The following is a 14263-nucleotide window of genomic DNA, read 5'->3' on the forward strand; positions in this document are numbered from 1 at the left end:
TCAGATCGCTCGGACATTCCATTGGCCGGCCTGCTCGACGAGCTCGCGGTCGCAATGGAATTCATCGATTTCGCTGCCGTGGCCGGGCAGCACGCAGACTACCGTTTCGCCGGCCTTGCGCAATTGGGCAATCGCCTGACGCAGGCCGGCCGCGTCGCTCCAGGGCGCACGGATGGCAGCGCGCAGCGGACGCGCCGGCAGCACGCCGACGAGTTCGCGCACATCGAGGCTGAAGCCGACGGCCGGACGGTTGCGGCCGAACACGGCGCCTACCTCGTCGTAGCGGCCACCGCGCACCAGCGAATCGGCCGCGCCCGGCACGTAGATGCCGAAACGCATGCCGCTGTAGTAGGCGTAGCCGCGCAGGTCGGCCAGGTCGAAGCTGATCTGGCGCCCTGCCGTGCCGTTCAGGCCATTCAGCCCGGCGGCGAGCTGCTTCAGATCGGCCAGCGCTGTGGTCACGGCGGGCGTGTTCTTCAGGGCCTTGGCGGCCTCGTCGAGCACGGCGACGTCACCGTACAGGCCCACGAGGGCGCGCAGGCCGTCGCGTGACGCAGCGGGAAAATCCTGGGTGAGCGCCTGCAGCTCGCTCGCGTCCTTGGCGGCCAGTGCGGCGTGCACGCGGGCGATCGCGGCGGCATCGACCGGCACGCCGGCGAACAGCGCGCGCACGATGCGGGCGTCGGCCAAGTCGACGATCACGCCGTCGCGCAGGCCGGCGGCGTCGAGGCAGTCGAGCGCCAGCAGCAGGGTTTCGGTGTCGGCTTCGAGGCCGGCGTGGCCGTAGATTTCGGCACCGAACTGCAGCGGCTCGCGGGTGGCATGCGGGCGGTCGGGTCGGGTATGGACCACCGGGCCGCAGTAGCACAGCCGGGCCACGCCATCACGGTTCAGCAGGTGGGCGTCGATGCGCGCCACCTGGGGGGTGGTGTCGGCGCGAAGGCCCATGCTGCGGCCGGAGAGCTGGTCGACAAGCTTGAAGGTTTGGAGGTCGAGCGCCTCGCCGGTGCCCGAAAGCAGCGACTCCAGGTGCTCGAGCAGCGGCGGCATCACCAGCTCGTAGCCATAGCCACGGGCGGTATCGAGCAGCTGGCGTCGAAGTTCTTCGATGTGGCGCGCCTCGGAAGGCAGCACATCGGCAATGTGATCCGGGAGGACCCAGGCGGACATGGGGATCGGGGGCGTGGTTAAACCGGGATTCTACCGGGCCTGCGCTACCCCAGTACCCAGAGCAATGCCAAACCCAGCAGGATGCTACAAAGACCGAAGAAACGCAGCTGGCCGTCGCGCAGCTGCAGCAGTTGGCTGAAGCCGCGCCGCCACCCGCCCGGCGAGACGAAAGGCAGGATGCCTTCGATCACCAGGACCAGCGCCAACGCGCTCCAGAAGGTGTCGGCGCTCACGGCTCCAGACAGGAAAGCAGAGAAACGGAAGACCCGTTGTTACTTGCTACTTGCGCGCCGCGCCGCCCGAGCCGGAGCTCTGCATGGCGCGGAAGAAGTCCGAGGACGGGTCGAGCACCATCACGTCGCTCTTCTTGTTGAAGCTCTGCTTGTAGGCCTCGAGGCTGCGATAGAACTGGGCGAACTGCGGATCGCGGCCGAAGGCCTCGCTGTAGGTCGCGGCAGCCTGGGCATCGCCCTCGCCCTTGATCTTCTGGGCGTCGCGGTAGGCATTGGCCACGATCACTTCGCGCTGGCGGTCGGCATCGGCGCGGATCTTTTCGCCTTCGGCCGTGCCGGTGGAGCGCAGCTCGTTGGCCACGCGCTTGCGCTCGGCTTCCATGCGGCGGTAGACCGATTCGGTGATGGCTTCCACGTAATCGACGCGGGTGATGCGCACGTCGACCACGTCGACGCCCCAGGGCTTGGCGCCCTTCACGACGGCCAGCACTTCGCGCTGCACGTCGGCCATCAGGGCCTCGCGGCGCACGGAGATCAGGTCGCGCACGGTGCGCTTGTTGATGTTTTCCTGGAAGGCGTTGCGCACCACGCGGTTCAGCTGCATGGCGCCCGCGTTCTCGTCGAGACCGACGTTGCGGATGTAGGCCTGCGGGTCGGAAATGCGCCAGCGCACGTACCAGTCGATCACCACGCGTTGCTTTTCAGCGGTGAGCATGGGCTCGGTGTCGAGGCTGGAGAGCGTCAGCAGGCGCTTGTCGATGTACGACACGTTCTGGAACGGCGGCGGCAGCTTGAAGTTGAGGCCGGGCTCGGTGATGACCTGCTTGATCTGGCCGAGGGCATAGACCACGCCGAACTGGCGCTGGTCGACCACGAAGAGGGTCGAGCTCAGCAGCACGAGCAGGACGAGGACCGAGGTGGCGATGAAACCGATTCTGTTCATGTTGTTCCGGGCCTTTCTCAGCGCACGTCGCGGTCACGCGAGCGGCCGTCACGGGCGCGCACGTCGGTGGTGGCGGGAGCCACCGGGATCACCGACGACTGGGCCGGTGCGGTGCCGGCCACGCTGGGGCTGGCGGCGTCCACAGGCGTGGCCGCGTTGCCACCGCCTTGCTGCATCAGCTTGTCGAGCGGCAGGTACAGCAGGTTGGAGCCCTGCTTGCTGTCGACCAGCACCTTGGTCGTGCTGGCGTAGATCTGTTGCATGGCGTCGGTGTACATGCGGTCGCGCGTCACCTGCGGTGCCTTCTGGTACTCGGTCAGCACCGAGCTGAAGCGACCCGCGTCACCCTGTGCCTGCGCGACGATCCGCGCCTTGTAGGCCTCGGATTCTTCCTTCAGGCGCGACGAGGTACCGGTGGCCAGCGGCACGACGTTGTTGGCGTAAGCCTCGGCGTCGTTCTTGGCGCGTTCGCGCTCCTGGCCGGCCTTGAGCACGTCGTCGAAGGCGGCCTGCACCTGCTCGGGCGGACGCACGCCGCCCTGCTGCAGGTTGATGCCGACAACTTCGACACCGACCTTGTAGCGGTCGAGGATGGTCTGCATCAGTGCGCGCACGCGGGGTGCGATCTGGTCGCGCTCTTCGGCGAGCGCTGCATCCATCTTCATCTTGCCGACCACTTCGCGCACGGAGCTTTCAGCCACCTGCACGATGGTTTCAGCGGGCGACTTGCTCTCGTAGAGCCAGGCGCGCGCGTCGCTCAGGCGGTACTGCACGGCGAACTTGATTTCGACGATGTTCTCGTCTTCGGTCAGCATGGCCGATTCGCGCAGGCCCGTGGAACGCACGATGGCGTCGCGGCCCACGTCGGTCGAGCGGATCTGCGTGGTCACCACCACTTCGTGGCGTTGAATGGGGTACGGCAGGCGCCAGTTGAAGCCGGCATTCACCGTCGACTTGTAGCGACCGAACTGCGTGACCACGGCCTGCTGGCCTTCGTTCACGATGAAGAAGCCGGTGCCGAGCCAGATCAGGACCGCCACTGCGGCCACGAGGCCGATGCCGAAACCGGCATTCTTCATGTCGGGCTTGTAGCCGTTGCCGCCACCGCCGCCGGTGCCATTGGGGCGGTTGCCGCCACCCTTGCCGCCGCCGAAGAAACCACCGAGCTTGCGATTGAGATCGCGCCAGAGTTCGTCGAGGTCGGGCGGGCCCTGGTTGGGGCCTTGGCCGCGCGGGCGATTGCCGTTGCCGTTGTTGTTCTGGTTGCCGCTCGAAGGCGGCGGGATCGGGGCGCCGGGGGGGTCGGCATCGGGTGGCCGGTTGCCGGCCGGGCGGTCGCCGTTGGAGGACGGCTCGTCGCCGCGACCCCATCGGCCATCGTTCAGGTTGAACATGCCCAGAAACCCTCTCCGCGCTGGCTTTGCATTCATTCGCTTCGTTCTCGTGTCAGTGGCGGGATTGTGCCCAATCAAGGGGCCGCATCGTGCAATTCAGCGTCCGCCTCAGGGGTCATCGTATCGGCGACGGAACCCGACCGCCGGGCCAGCTCGGCCCGCAGCAACGGCAGGCCCTCACCGGTCTTGGCGCTGAGGAAGATGCGGGGAACCTGCACGCCGTCGATTTCCATCTCGTCCTGCAGATGCAGCGGATGTTGCGCGCTTTCAAGGGCGTCGAGCTTGTTGAACACCAGCAATTGCGGCACGTCGCCCGCGCCGATGTCCTGCAGCACCGATTGCACCTCGGCCATCTGCTCGGGATAGTGCGGGTTGGAGGCGTCGATCACGTGCAGCAGCAGGTCGGCATCGACCGCCTCCTGCAAGGTGGCCTTGAACGCATCGACCAGGCCGTGCGGCAGGTCGCGGATGAAGCCCACCGTGTCGGAGATCGACACCTGCCGGCGTGCATCGCCCAGATAGAGATTGCGGGTGGTGGTGTCGAGCGTGGCGAACAGCTGGTCGGCCGCATAGGCGCGGGCCTTGACCATCGCATTGAAGATCGACGACTTGCCCGCGTTGGTGTAGCCGACGAGCGAGATGTTGAAGGTCTCGCGGCGCTCGCGCTGCCGGCGCTGCGTGCTGCGCTGCTTCTGCACCTTGGCCAGGCGCTCGCGCGTGCGCTTGATCGACTCGTTGATCATTCGGCGGTCGAGCTCGATCTGCTTTTCGCCGGGGCCGCCGCGCACACCTGCACCGCCGGTCTGGCGCTCCAGGTGGGACCAGCGACGGACCAGCCGCGTGCTCAGGTACTGCAGACGAGCCAGCTCGACCTGAAGCTTGCCTTCGTGCGAACGGGCGCGCTGGGCGAAGATTTCGAGGATGAGGAAGGTGCGGTCGTAGACCGCGACATCGAGCTGGCGTTCGAGGTTGCGCTGCTGCGCAGGGCTCAGCGACTGGTCGAAGATGACCTCGCTCGCCCGGTGCATGGCGGCAAGCTCCTTGATCTCTTCGGCCTTGCCGCTGCCGACGAAAAGCGCCGCATCGGGCGCCTTGCGCTTGCAGGCCAGGCGGGCGACAGGCGTGAGGCCCGCGGTTTGTGCGAGCAGGCCGAGTTCTTCGAGCTCGCTGTCGAAATGGGGCAGCCCGAAATCGACGCCGACGAGAACGGCGGCGCCTTCCTGGCGGGGGATCGAATCAGACAAGCGGAATCAGAATAAGGAAAAAGCGCGGCGGGGTTGCCGCCGCGCTCCGCGCGATCAGGCGGCGGCGTCGTCGTTCTCGTTGGCCGAGAAGTTGACGGCACGACCCGGCACGATGGTGGAAATGGCGTGCTTGTAGACCATTTGCGTCACTGTATTGCGGAGCAACACGACGTATTGATCGAAGGACTCGATCTGGCCTTGCAGCTTGATGCCGTTCACCAAATAAATGGAAACCGGCACATGCTCGCGACGCAAGGTGTTCAGAAACGGGTCTTGCAGAAGTTGCCCTTTATTGCTCACGATATTCTCCGTGTTCAAGAGTAGTTGTTGGAGAGATGACCTTAACACAGGGTTTCTGCGCCGCAGCAATCGGGGTCAAAAGCCTTGAGAAAATAACGGTTCTCAAAAGACGGAACTTCCACTCCTGCTGCGGCTCATCGGCTGCCATCGGCGGCCAAGCTCCCCTACTTGTCCTTGTCCGCAAACGGATTTTGCGAGCTTTTGAACTGGATCCGCAAGGGCGTGCCCACGAGGTCGAATTCCTTGCGGAAACGCCCTTCCAGGAAACGCTTGTAAGCGTCGGTCACGTGCTCCAGCGAATTGCCGTGAATGATGATCACGGGCGGATTCATGCCGCCTTGGTGCGCATAGCGCAGCTTGGGTCGGTACATGCCACCGCGTTGGGGCGCTTGGAATTGCACCGCCTCCAGCAGCAGGCGCGTCAGCACCGGCGTCGACATCTTGCGCGTGGCCGACTTGTGGGCCTGGGCAATGGCCTGCCACACCGGGCCGAGGCCCTGGCGCTTGATGGCCGATATGAAATGCAATGACGCGAATTTCAGGAACGGCAACCGGGTTTCGATTTGCCGCTGGATCTGCTCGCGCTGGTAGCTGTCGACCGCGTCCCACTTGTTGATGGCGATCACCACGGCACGTCCGCTTTCGAGGATGTAGCCGGCAATGTGCGCGTCCTGGTCGGTCACGCCCTGCGTGGCGTCGAGCAACAGCAGCACCACGTTGGCCGACTCGATGGCCTGCAGCGTCTTGACCACCGAGAACTTCTCGATCGCCTCGAACACCTTGCCCTTGCGGCGCAGGCCGGCGGTGTCGATCAGCTCGAAGCGCTGCCCGTTGCGCTCGAACGGCACCGAGATGGCGTCGCGCGTCGTGCCCGGCATGTCGAACGCCACCAGGCGTTCTTCGCCGAGCCAGGTGTTGATCAGTGTGGACTTGCCGACGTTGGGACGGCCAGCCACTGCGAGCTTGATCGGCTTGTTGACGTCGTCTTCGTCTTCCTCGTCGTCCGGGTCGGGCAGATTCAGCGGCTCGAGCGCCAGTTCGACCAGGTCGCGCATGCCCTGCCCGTGCGCCGCGGACACGCCGTGCACGTCGCCGAAGCCCAGCTCGTAGAAGTCGACCAGCTTGGTGCCGTCGTGCATGCCTTCGGCCTTGTTGGCCGCCAGCACGCAGGGTTTGCCCAGCCGGCGCAGCTCGTTGGCGATGTCGTGGTCTTGCGCCGAGAGACCTTCGCGGGCATCGACCACGAAGATCACGACGTCGGCCTCGGCCACGGCCTGCCGCGTCTGCTTGGCCATTTCCTTGTAGATGCCGCTGCCGGCATCGGGCTCGAAACCACCGGTGTCGATCACGATGAACTCGTGCTTGCCCAGGCGGCCGTTGCCGTAATGGCGGTCGCGCGTGAGGCCGGCGAAGTCGGCGACGATGGCGTCGCGCGTCTGGGTCAGGCGGTTGAAGAGCGTCGACTTGCCGACGTTGGGACGGCCGACCAGGGCCACGACCGGCTTCATGGCCGGCCTTTCGATGGCGCGGTTTTCATGGTCGGGCCTTGGAAGTAAGAGAAAGACAAAAAATGATTATTCAGGGCGGTAACCGAAGACGCCGCCCTTGGCGGTCACGACAACCACCGTGTTGCCGGCCAGGACCGGCGTCACGGTGATGGCCGAACCATCGGGCGTGACGCGATTCAGCAGCGCACCGTCTTCGCGCGACACGAAGTGCAGCGTGCCGGTGCTCTCGCCGATGATCAGCGAACGGCCCACGGCCAGCGGCGCGGTCAGTTCGCGGTTCTTCAGGCGGCTCATCTGCCAGGCGCGTTCGCCGTCGGCGCGGCGCCAGGCGGTGACGCTGCCGTCGGATTCAGTGCCATAGAGAAAGCGCTCGTCGCCGCTCACGCCGTCGGCACCCGAGGCCGGCTTGCTCCAGAGCAGCTGCCCGCGCAGGGTGTCGACGCAGCCGACGCTCGCGTAGTAGGCGCGCGCGCAGACCGTGTCGCCGTAACGGCTCACGCTGCCGGTCAGGTCGACCAGGCGTTCCACGTCGTTGGTGCCGCGCGGCGCGGCGATGGGGGCTTCCCAGCGCGAGCTGCCGTTGCCGGGGTTCATGCCGACGAGTCGGCCGCCCAGACCGGCAACCAGCGTGTCACCGACTGCGATCAGCACGCCCGACTTGCGCAGCACGAGGTTTTCGCCCGGGCGCTGCTGTTGCCACAGGCGGCGGCCGCTCTGGCCGTCCCAGGCACTGACGCTGCGGTCGGCGGTCTGTACGAAGACGCGGCGGCCGGCCACCAGCGGTGCGGTGAAGGCCTGGGCCGACAGGCGCTGCTTCCACAGCACCTTGCCGTTTTCGATGGCGACCACTTCGTTGTTGGTGGTGACCACGGCCGTCAGCGAACCGTCGCTGCCGACACCGGCCGCCAGCGGCGCACCGGCGCTGGCGCGCCAGGTTTCGCGACCGGCGCGGGCGTCGATGGCGACGACCGTGCCGTCGCTGCCTGCCACGGTCACGATGTCACCGCTGACATCGGCGGTGAGCGGGAATTCGACGCCTGGAATCCGCACGTTCCAGGCCTGGCGCACGCCCATCAGGGACGGGTTGGCCGGCAACTCGGCGGGCTTGGGCTTGCCGGAGCCCGAGCAGGCGGCCAGCAGCGCGACCAGAACAAGAGCAGAACCCGCACGCAGGGCGGTCGATTCAGGCATGAAACGCTTGAAATTCATGGAGGTGTGCGATCAGGAGTTCTTGGGGACGGCGGGCGTCACGGTGACGGTCGGCGCCAGGGTCTTCGGGTCGACACCGACCGCGTTGAGCTTGATCTCGACCAGTCGGCGGTAGTCCGAGCCCGCGCCGAGGCCGGTCCAGGCCTTGCGGTACTCGGCCTGCGCCTCGTCGCGCTTGCCTTGCGCCATGTAGATGTCGCCCTTGCGGTCGGCCACCAGCGGTTCGAATTCGGTCGGCACCTTGCCGTCGAGTTGCTTGAGCGCGTCGTCGTAGGACTTGGCATCGAGCAGTTCGGCCGCGAGACGCAGCTTGGCGATGGCCTGGTAGCCCGGGTCGACGGCGTTCTGCGCGACCCAGCCCAGCGCTGCACGCGAGCCGTCGGCATTGCCCTTGTCGAACAGCGTCTTGGCGACCAGCAGGCCGGCCTGCTGCGCGTAGGCGGTGCCCGCGAAGCGTTCCTTCATGTCGGTCATCACGCGCTGGATGCGCTCGACGTCGCCGGACTGCGTGCTGCGCTCGACCTCGTCATAAAGGGCCGCGGCCTGGGCTGCCTTGGTGCGCTGGTAGTACTGCCAACCGTTCCAGGCCACGAAGGCGCCGGCGACGAGCAGCACGGCCCAAGTGATCAGGGTGCCGTAGGTGTTCCAGAAATGCTTGAGCTGGTCGAGCTGTTCCTGTTCTTCGAGGTCGAGATGGGTGGCCATGCGCTGTCAGAGGTTGGGAGCCGGCGATTGTAGGGTGGCGGCCCAGGTGGTCACTTCAGCAAGTGAACGGGCGGACTGCGCGACGCTGGCGTCGCGCAAGGCCTTGAGAGTCACTTCACCGCGCGCAAGTTCATCGGCGCCGAAGATCAGGGCGTAGGCGGCGCCACTGGCGTCCGCCTTTCGCATCTGTGCCTTGAAGCTCGCCAAGCCTTCGGCCGTGCTGGCGTGCATCTGCACGCGCACGCCGGTCTCGCGCAGTTGCTGCAAGGCGCGCAGCACGACAGGCATCGAGGCGGCGTCGGGCACGATGGCATAGACGTCGGGCACCGGCGCGGGCACTTCGGCGCCCTGCTCTTTCAGCAGGTCGAGCACGCGCTCGACGCCGATGGCCCAGCCCACCGCGGGCGCCGGCTTGCCGCCGATCTGCGCGATGAGGTCGTCGTAGCGGCCGCCAGCGCACACCGTGCCCTGCGCGCCGAGGCGGTCGGTCACGAACTCGAATACCGTGAGGTTGTAGTAGTCGAGACCGCGCACGAGGCGCGGGTTGATCGTGAAGGCGATGTCATTGGCCTTGAGGATGGCCTGCAGCCCCTCGAAGTGCGCCAGCGATTCGGCGCCGAGGAAATCGATCAGCTTCGGCGCCGACTCGACCACCTCTTTCATCGCCGGATTCTTCGTGTCGAGGATGCGCAGCGGGTTGCTGTGCAGACGGCGCTTGCCGTCCTCGTCGAGCTTGTCGGCGTGCTGCTCGAAGTGGGCGATGAGCTGCGCGCGGTGCAGCGCGCGCTCGGCGGGCTGGCCCAGGCTGTTGAGCTCCAGGCGCACGTCGGTCAGGCCGATGGCCTTCCACAGCGCGGTGGCCAGCAGGATCAATTCGGCATCGACATCGGGGCCGGCGAAGCCGAGCGCCTCGGCGCCGATCTGATGGAACTGGCGGAAGCGCCCGCGCTGCGGCTTTTCGCGACGGAACATCGGGCCGATGTACCAAAGGCGCTTGGGTCCTTCGTAGAGCATGTTGTGCTCGATCACGGCGCGCACGAGGCCGGCCGTATTCTCCGGCCGCATCGCCAGATGCTCCGACTGCCCATGCTTGTCCGAGCGGTCTTCGAAGGCGTACATCTCCTTCTCGACGATGTCCGTCACCTCGCCGATGCCGCGCACGAACAGCGCCGTGTGCTCCAGGATCGGGGTGCGGACGTTGCGGTACGCATAGCGCCCCATCAGGTCGCGCACGGTGGCTTCGAGCCACTCCCAGCGCGCCGATTCGGGCGGCAATATGTCGTTCATGCCTTTGACGGCATTCAGTTTTTCAGCCATGAGTCTGCGGAGGTGTCAGGCCAGGACAGCGTGATCGCTGCCGAAGCGCTTTTCGATGTAGGTTTCGACGAGCTGGTGGAACTCGTTGGCGATATTGTCGCCGCGCAGCGTGAGGGCCTTTTCGCCGTCGATGAAGACCGGCGCCGCAGGCGCTTCGCCGGTACCGGGCAGGCTGATGCCGATGTCGGCGTGCTTGCTCTCGCCGGGACCGTTGACGATGCAGCCCATGACGGCCACCTTCAGCGTCTCGACGCCCGGGTACTTCTTGCGCCAGACCGGCATCTGCAGGCGCAGGTAGTCGTCGATCTGCTTGGCCAGCTCTTGAAACGTGGTGCTCGTGGTGCGGCCGCAGCCCGGGCAGGCCGTGACGCTGGGCACGAACACGCGCAGGCCCAGGGCCTGAAGAATTTCGTTGGCGATCAGCACTTCCTGCGTGCGCGACTCGCCCGGCTGCGGCGTGAGCGACACGCGAATCGTGTCGCCGATGCCCTCCTGCAGCAGGATCGACAGCGCCGTGGCCGAGGCCACCGTGCCCTTGGTGCCCATGCCGGCTTCGGTCAGACCCAGGTGCAGCGGGTTGTCGCAGCGCCGCGCGAGTTCGCGGTACACCGAAATCAGGTCTTGAACGCCGCTCACCTTGCACGACAGGATGACCTGGTTGCCGGCCATGCCCATCGACTCGGCCAGCTTGGCGGATTCGATGGCCGAGGTGATCAGCGCCTCGTACATCACCTGCTTGGCGTCCCAGGGCGTGGCGCGCTGGCTGTTGGTGTCCATCAGGCTGGCGAGCAGTTCCTGGTCGAGGCTGCCCCAGTTCACGCCGATGCGCACCGGCTTGTTCCAGCGCATGGCCGCGTCGATCATCTGGCCGAACTGCTTGTCCTTCTTGTCGCCCTTGCCCACGTTGCCGGGGTTGATGCGGTACTTGCTCAGCGCCTCGGCGCAGGCCGGATAGTCGGTGAGCAGGCGGTGGCCGTTGTAATGGAAGTCGCCGATCAGCGGCACGTCGATGCCCATGCGGTCGAGCTGCTCGCGGATGTAGGGCACCTGCGCGGCGGCTTCGGGCGTGTTGACGGTGATGCGGACCATCTCGGAACCCGCAATGGCGAGCTCCTTGACCTGGATCGCGGTGCCGATGGCATCGACCGTGTCGGTGTTGGTCATCGATTGCACGCGCGTGGGCGCGTCGCCCCCCACCGTGACCGTGCGCGGTCCCCAGACCACACTGGCCTGGCGCGAGCGGCGCGCCTTGGGCGCGGCCGATTCAATGGGTTGGGGAGTGCAGTCGGTTGTCACGATTTCACCTCGAAACGCGCCACGCCGCCTCCGCGGGTGACAGGCTTCAGATCGTAGGGCTTTCCGTTCACCTGCACATCGACCGCCGATGCACGCCCCACCACCACGGACAGCGGCAGCGTGCCCGACAGCCCGACGGTTTCGCCGACCTGCAGGCTGCGGCGCAGCAACTGCTTGCCGCCGGCCTCGGTGACGGTGACCCAGCATTCCTCGCGCGCCACGAAGACGAGCTGCTGGCTGATCGCGGTGCTGGTGTTGGCGACCGCCGCCAGGGGCGCAGAGGCCGGGACGGCCGGCACGGCGGCCAGGACACCAGCAGCCGGTGCGGCATCCACCGGACCGGTCGGGGCCACGGCCTGCGTCGGCACAGGCTCCGAGACCCCGCCCTGATCGGGAGGCGGCATGGTCTCGGCCTCGTTCTTCGCCGTCAGTCGGCCAACGGAAGCGCCGATCTGGTCAAACGCCGATTGCGGCATCCAGAACAGCACGCCGGCGCCGATCAGCAGCAGCACCACGACCGTCAGCAGCGCGCGCGACGGCAGGCCGCCGGAGCGCCCACCGTTCCAGCGCGGCGTGTCGGAGACCACACGGGCGTTCAGCGTCCGATTGGTTTCGGCCAGCGGTGCGCGCTGGGCGCCCGGCAGCTTGGCGAGCACCGGCGCCGGATCGACGCGCAGTGCGCGGCACACGCTGCTGGCGAGGGCCCGCGCAAAGACGGGGTCGGGCAGCGAGGCGATGTCGTTGGCTTCAAGCGCGAGCAGCTTTTGCGGCGGCACCTTGAGCGCCGCGGCCACCATCTCGATGTGCAGGCCATGTGCTTCGCGCGCTTCGCGCAGCATGTCGCCGGCCGTTTTTTCCGCGACGTCGGCCTCTGCCAGCGGCAGTGCCGCGGACGTCCCGAACTCCGAAACCCGTTCAGTCATTGAAATTCCCGCGCTCGTACGCCATTGCCTCCCGCGATTGAGGGAAACGTCGTTGCAGTTGACCGCCCAGCTGCGCGACAGCCTCACGGTTGTTGAGCTTCCGTTCGATCTTGACGCCCAGCCAGAGCGTCTCGGCATTGGCCGACGGGCTGTTGTTGACACGTCGAGCGTAGAACTGCGCGCGCGACCACTCTTCGCGCTGCGCCAGCACCGAGGCCAGGTTGAAGCCGATCACCGGATTGCCGGCGTCGAGTTCGTAGGCCTGCAGCAGGCTGCGTTCAGCTTGCTGCCGCTGGCCGGCCTTGAGCTCGCAAACCCCCTGGGTCATGAGCGTCTTGGCGCGGTCGGCATAGCTGGGCACGGCCAGTGCCGCGGCGAACTGCTGCGCGGCGTCGCCGTAGCGGTTCTGCTGGCACAGCAACCAGCCGTAGTTGTGGCGCGTGTTGGCGTCGCGCGGATTGATCGCGACCGCGCGGCGGAAGCTGTCTTCCGCCTGGGCCGCGTCCTCGAGCCGCATGTAGACCAGCCCGCGCAGGTTGTAGGCATCGGCGTAACCCGGATCGATGGCCAGCACCTGCTTGAGTTCTTCGAGGGCAACCGAGGTCTGGCCCTGTTCGAAGTAACCGGCAGCCAGCTCCATCCGCAGGCGGGCGCGTCGGCGGTTGTTTTCGTCGGTGTGGGTCACGACAGGGGCGCCACTGTCGGCTCCGCTGCCGACAAGCCCGGTGGTGGTGGTTCGCGTGTTGACGCAGCCCGCGAGAAGAAGCGCCACGGCGACGCTCGCGATTCCTGCGCTCAGCACTCGCTGCACGCTCGCGGTCGTCGTCGGTAAGGCCATGCTCATTGCGTCAATGCTCCTGGGGAACGGTTGTTTTGGGGGTCTTGGCGCGAGGGTGCAGCACGACGGGGCGCTCGGCCACCTCCGCACGGCGCTGGGCCATGCGCTCGGCCGCACGGGTGCGATCCTTCACGTCGCCGGCGAGTTGTCCGCAGGCGGCGTCGATGTCGTCACCGCGCGTTTTGCGCACGGTGGTCACGAGGCCCGCTTCGCTCAACGTGCGGGCAAAGGCCAGCACACGCGGTTGCGGCGAGCGCAGCAGGCCCGACGCAGGAAACGGGTTGAACGGAATCAGGTTGAACTTGCACGAGACGTCGTGCTTGCGCACGAGCTCGATCAGCTGACGCGCGTGCTCGGGCTGGTCGTTGACGCCGTCGAGCATGCAGTATTCGAAGGTGATGAAATCGCGCGGCGCATGCACGAGGTAGCGCTTGCAGGCCTCGAGCAGTTCGGCGATCGGGTACTTGCGGTTGAGCGGCACGAGGTCGTCGCGCAGCGCATCGTTGGGCGCATGCAGCGAGACGGCCATGGCCACGGCGCAATCGGCACCCAGGCGGTCGATCATCGGCACCACGCCGGAAGTCGACACCGTGACACGGCGGCGCGACAGCCCGTAGGCGTTGTCATCGAGCATGGTGCGCAATGCGGGCACCAGCGCCGAGTAGTTCTGCAGCGGCTCGCCCATGCCCATCATCACCACGTTGGAGATGACGCGCTCGTTGCGCTTGAGGTGCTTGCGCAGGAAGTGCTCGGCGAACCAGAGCTGGGCGACGATTTCGCCCGTGGTGAGGTTGCGGCTGAAGCCCTGATGCCCGGTCGAGCAAAAGCGGCAGCCCACGGCGCAACCGGCCTGCGACGACACGCACAGCGTGCCGCGATCGTCTTCGGGAATGAACACGGCCTCGACCGCATCACCGCCGCCGACGTCGAACAGCCACTTGATCGTGCCGTCCTTGGATTCATGCTGCGTGAGGACCGACAGGGCCTCCACGCGCGCGGTGGTCGCGAGTTTCTCGCGCAGCGACTTCGCCAGATCGGTCATCTGGGTGAAGTCGGCGGCGCCACGCTGGTGGATCCAGCGAAACAGCTGCGTGGCGCGGAATTTTTTCTCGCCGAGTTTTTCGCAGAACGCAGCCAGCCCGTCGAGATCGAATTCGAGCAGATTGGCTGTGGTCATGAATTC

Annotated in this window: 14 protein-coding genes; all 14 read right to left on the reverse strand. The window is 66.6% G+C overall.

The annotated features are described in order from the left end of the window. Positions 1-1170 carry an ATP phosphoribosyltransferase regulatory subunit gene (locus RZE79_RS18525; RefSeq protein ID WP_319355822.1) on the reverse strand — a complete coding sequence of 390 codons (1170 nt, stop codon included), beginning with the start codon at positions 1168-1170 and terminating at the stop codon, positions 1-3. A 44-nt stretch (positions 1171-1214) separates the two neighbouring features. Continuing rightward, complete coding sequence (locus tag RZE79_RS18530; protein ID WP_319355823.1) at positions 1215-1403, reverse strand: DUF2065 domain-containing protein; 189 nt, start codon at positions 1401-1403, stop codon at positions 1215-1217. Positions 1404-1449: 46 nt separating this feature from the next. Beyond that, a complete protein-coding gene (hflC, locus tag RZE79_RS18535; protein ID WP_056580103.1) occupies positions 1450-2346 on the reverse strand; it encodes a protease modulator HflC in 897 nt (298 codons plus the stop codon). Between the two features lie 17 nt (positions 2347-2363). Next, positions 2364-3740, reverse strand: coding sequence for an FtsH protease activity modulator HflK (gene hflK / locus RZE79_RS18540; RefSeq protein WP_153283907.1), 1377 nt, complete (start codon positions 3738-3740; stop codon positions 2364-2366). Between the two features lie 74 nt (positions 3741-3814). Then, positions 3815-4984: a GTPase HflX gene (hflX, locus tag RZE79_RS18545; RefSeq protein ID WP_319355826.1), complete on the reverse strand. Its 1170-nt coding sequence runs from the start codon at positions 4982-4984 to the stop codon at positions 3815-3817. A 54-nt stretch (positions 4985-5038) separates the two neighbouring features. Beyond that, a complete protein-coding gene (gene hfq / locus RZE79_RS18550) occupies positions 5039-5284 on the reverse strand; it encodes an RNA chaperone Hfq (protein WP_056582504.1) in 246 nt (81 codons plus the stop codon). Positions 5285-5448: 164 nt separating this feature from the next. Continuing rightward, entirely contained in the window at positions 5449-6792 is a 1344-nt protein-coding gene (gene der / locus RZE79_RS18555; protein WP_153283905.1) for a ribosome biogenesis GTPase Der, read from the reverse strand. Positions 6793-6858: 66 nt separating this feature from the next. Continuing rightward, positions 6859-8001, reverse strand: a complete 1143-nt coding sequence (gene bamB / locus RZE79_RS18560; protein ID WP_062480765.1) for an outer membrane protein assembly factor BamB — start codon at positions 7999-8001, stop codon at positions 6859-6861. A 12-nt stretch (positions 8002-8013) separates the two neighbouring features. Then, a complete protein-coding gene (locus RZE79_RS18565; RefSeq protein ID WP_099790062.1) occupies positions 8014-8706 on the reverse strand; it encodes a tetratricopeptide repeat protein in 693 nt (230 codons plus the stop codon). Between the two features lie 6 nt (positions 8707-8712). Beyond that, the gene (gene hisS / locus RZE79_RS18570; protein ID WP_319355831.1) at positions 8713-10023 is read right to left on the reverse strand and encodes a histidine--tRNA ligase; all 1311 of its coding nucleotides are present in this window, start codon (positions 10021-10023) and stop codon (positions 8713-8715) included. Positions 10024-10038: 15 nt separating this feature from the next. Continuing rightward, the gene (gene ispG, locus RZE79_RS18575) at positions 10039-11319 is read right to left on the reverse strand and encodes a flavodoxin-dependent (E)-4-hydroxy-3-methylbut-2-enyl-diphosphate synthase (protein WP_153283903.1); all 1281 of its coding nucleotides are present in this window, start codon (positions 11317-11319) and stop codon (positions 10039-10041) included. Continuing rightward, a complete protein-coding gene (locus RZE79_RS18580) occupies positions 11316-12242 on the reverse strand; it encodes a helix-turn-helix domain-containing protein (RefSeq protein WP_319355833.1) in 927 nt (308 codons plus the stop codon). Before RZE79_RS18580 ends, ispG begins: the two co-directional genes overlap by 4 nt. Further along, positions 12235-13086, reverse strand: a complete 852-nt coding sequence (gene pilW / locus RZE79_RS18585; protein ID WP_153283901.1) for a type IV pilus biogenesis/stability protein PilW — start codon at positions 13084-13086, stop codon at positions 12235-12237. The genes RZE79_RS18580 and pilW overlap by 8 nt, the downstream gene beginning before the upstream one ends. 4 nt (positions 13087-13090) lie before the next feature. Further along, complete coding sequence (gene rlmN, locus RZE79_RS18590; protein WP_319355835.1) at positions 13091-14257, reverse strand: 23S rRNA (adenine(2503)-C(2))-methyltransferase RlmN; 1167 nt, start codon at positions 14255-14257, stop codon at positions 13091-13093. Positions 14258-14263 lie beyond the last annotated feature (6 nt).

This window comes from Variovorax sp. EBFNA2, from assembly GCF_033802765.1.
GTDB classification, from domain to species: Bacteria; Pseudomonadota; Gammaproteobacteria; order Burkholderiales; family Burkholderiaceae_C; genus Variovorax; species Variovorax paradoxus_H.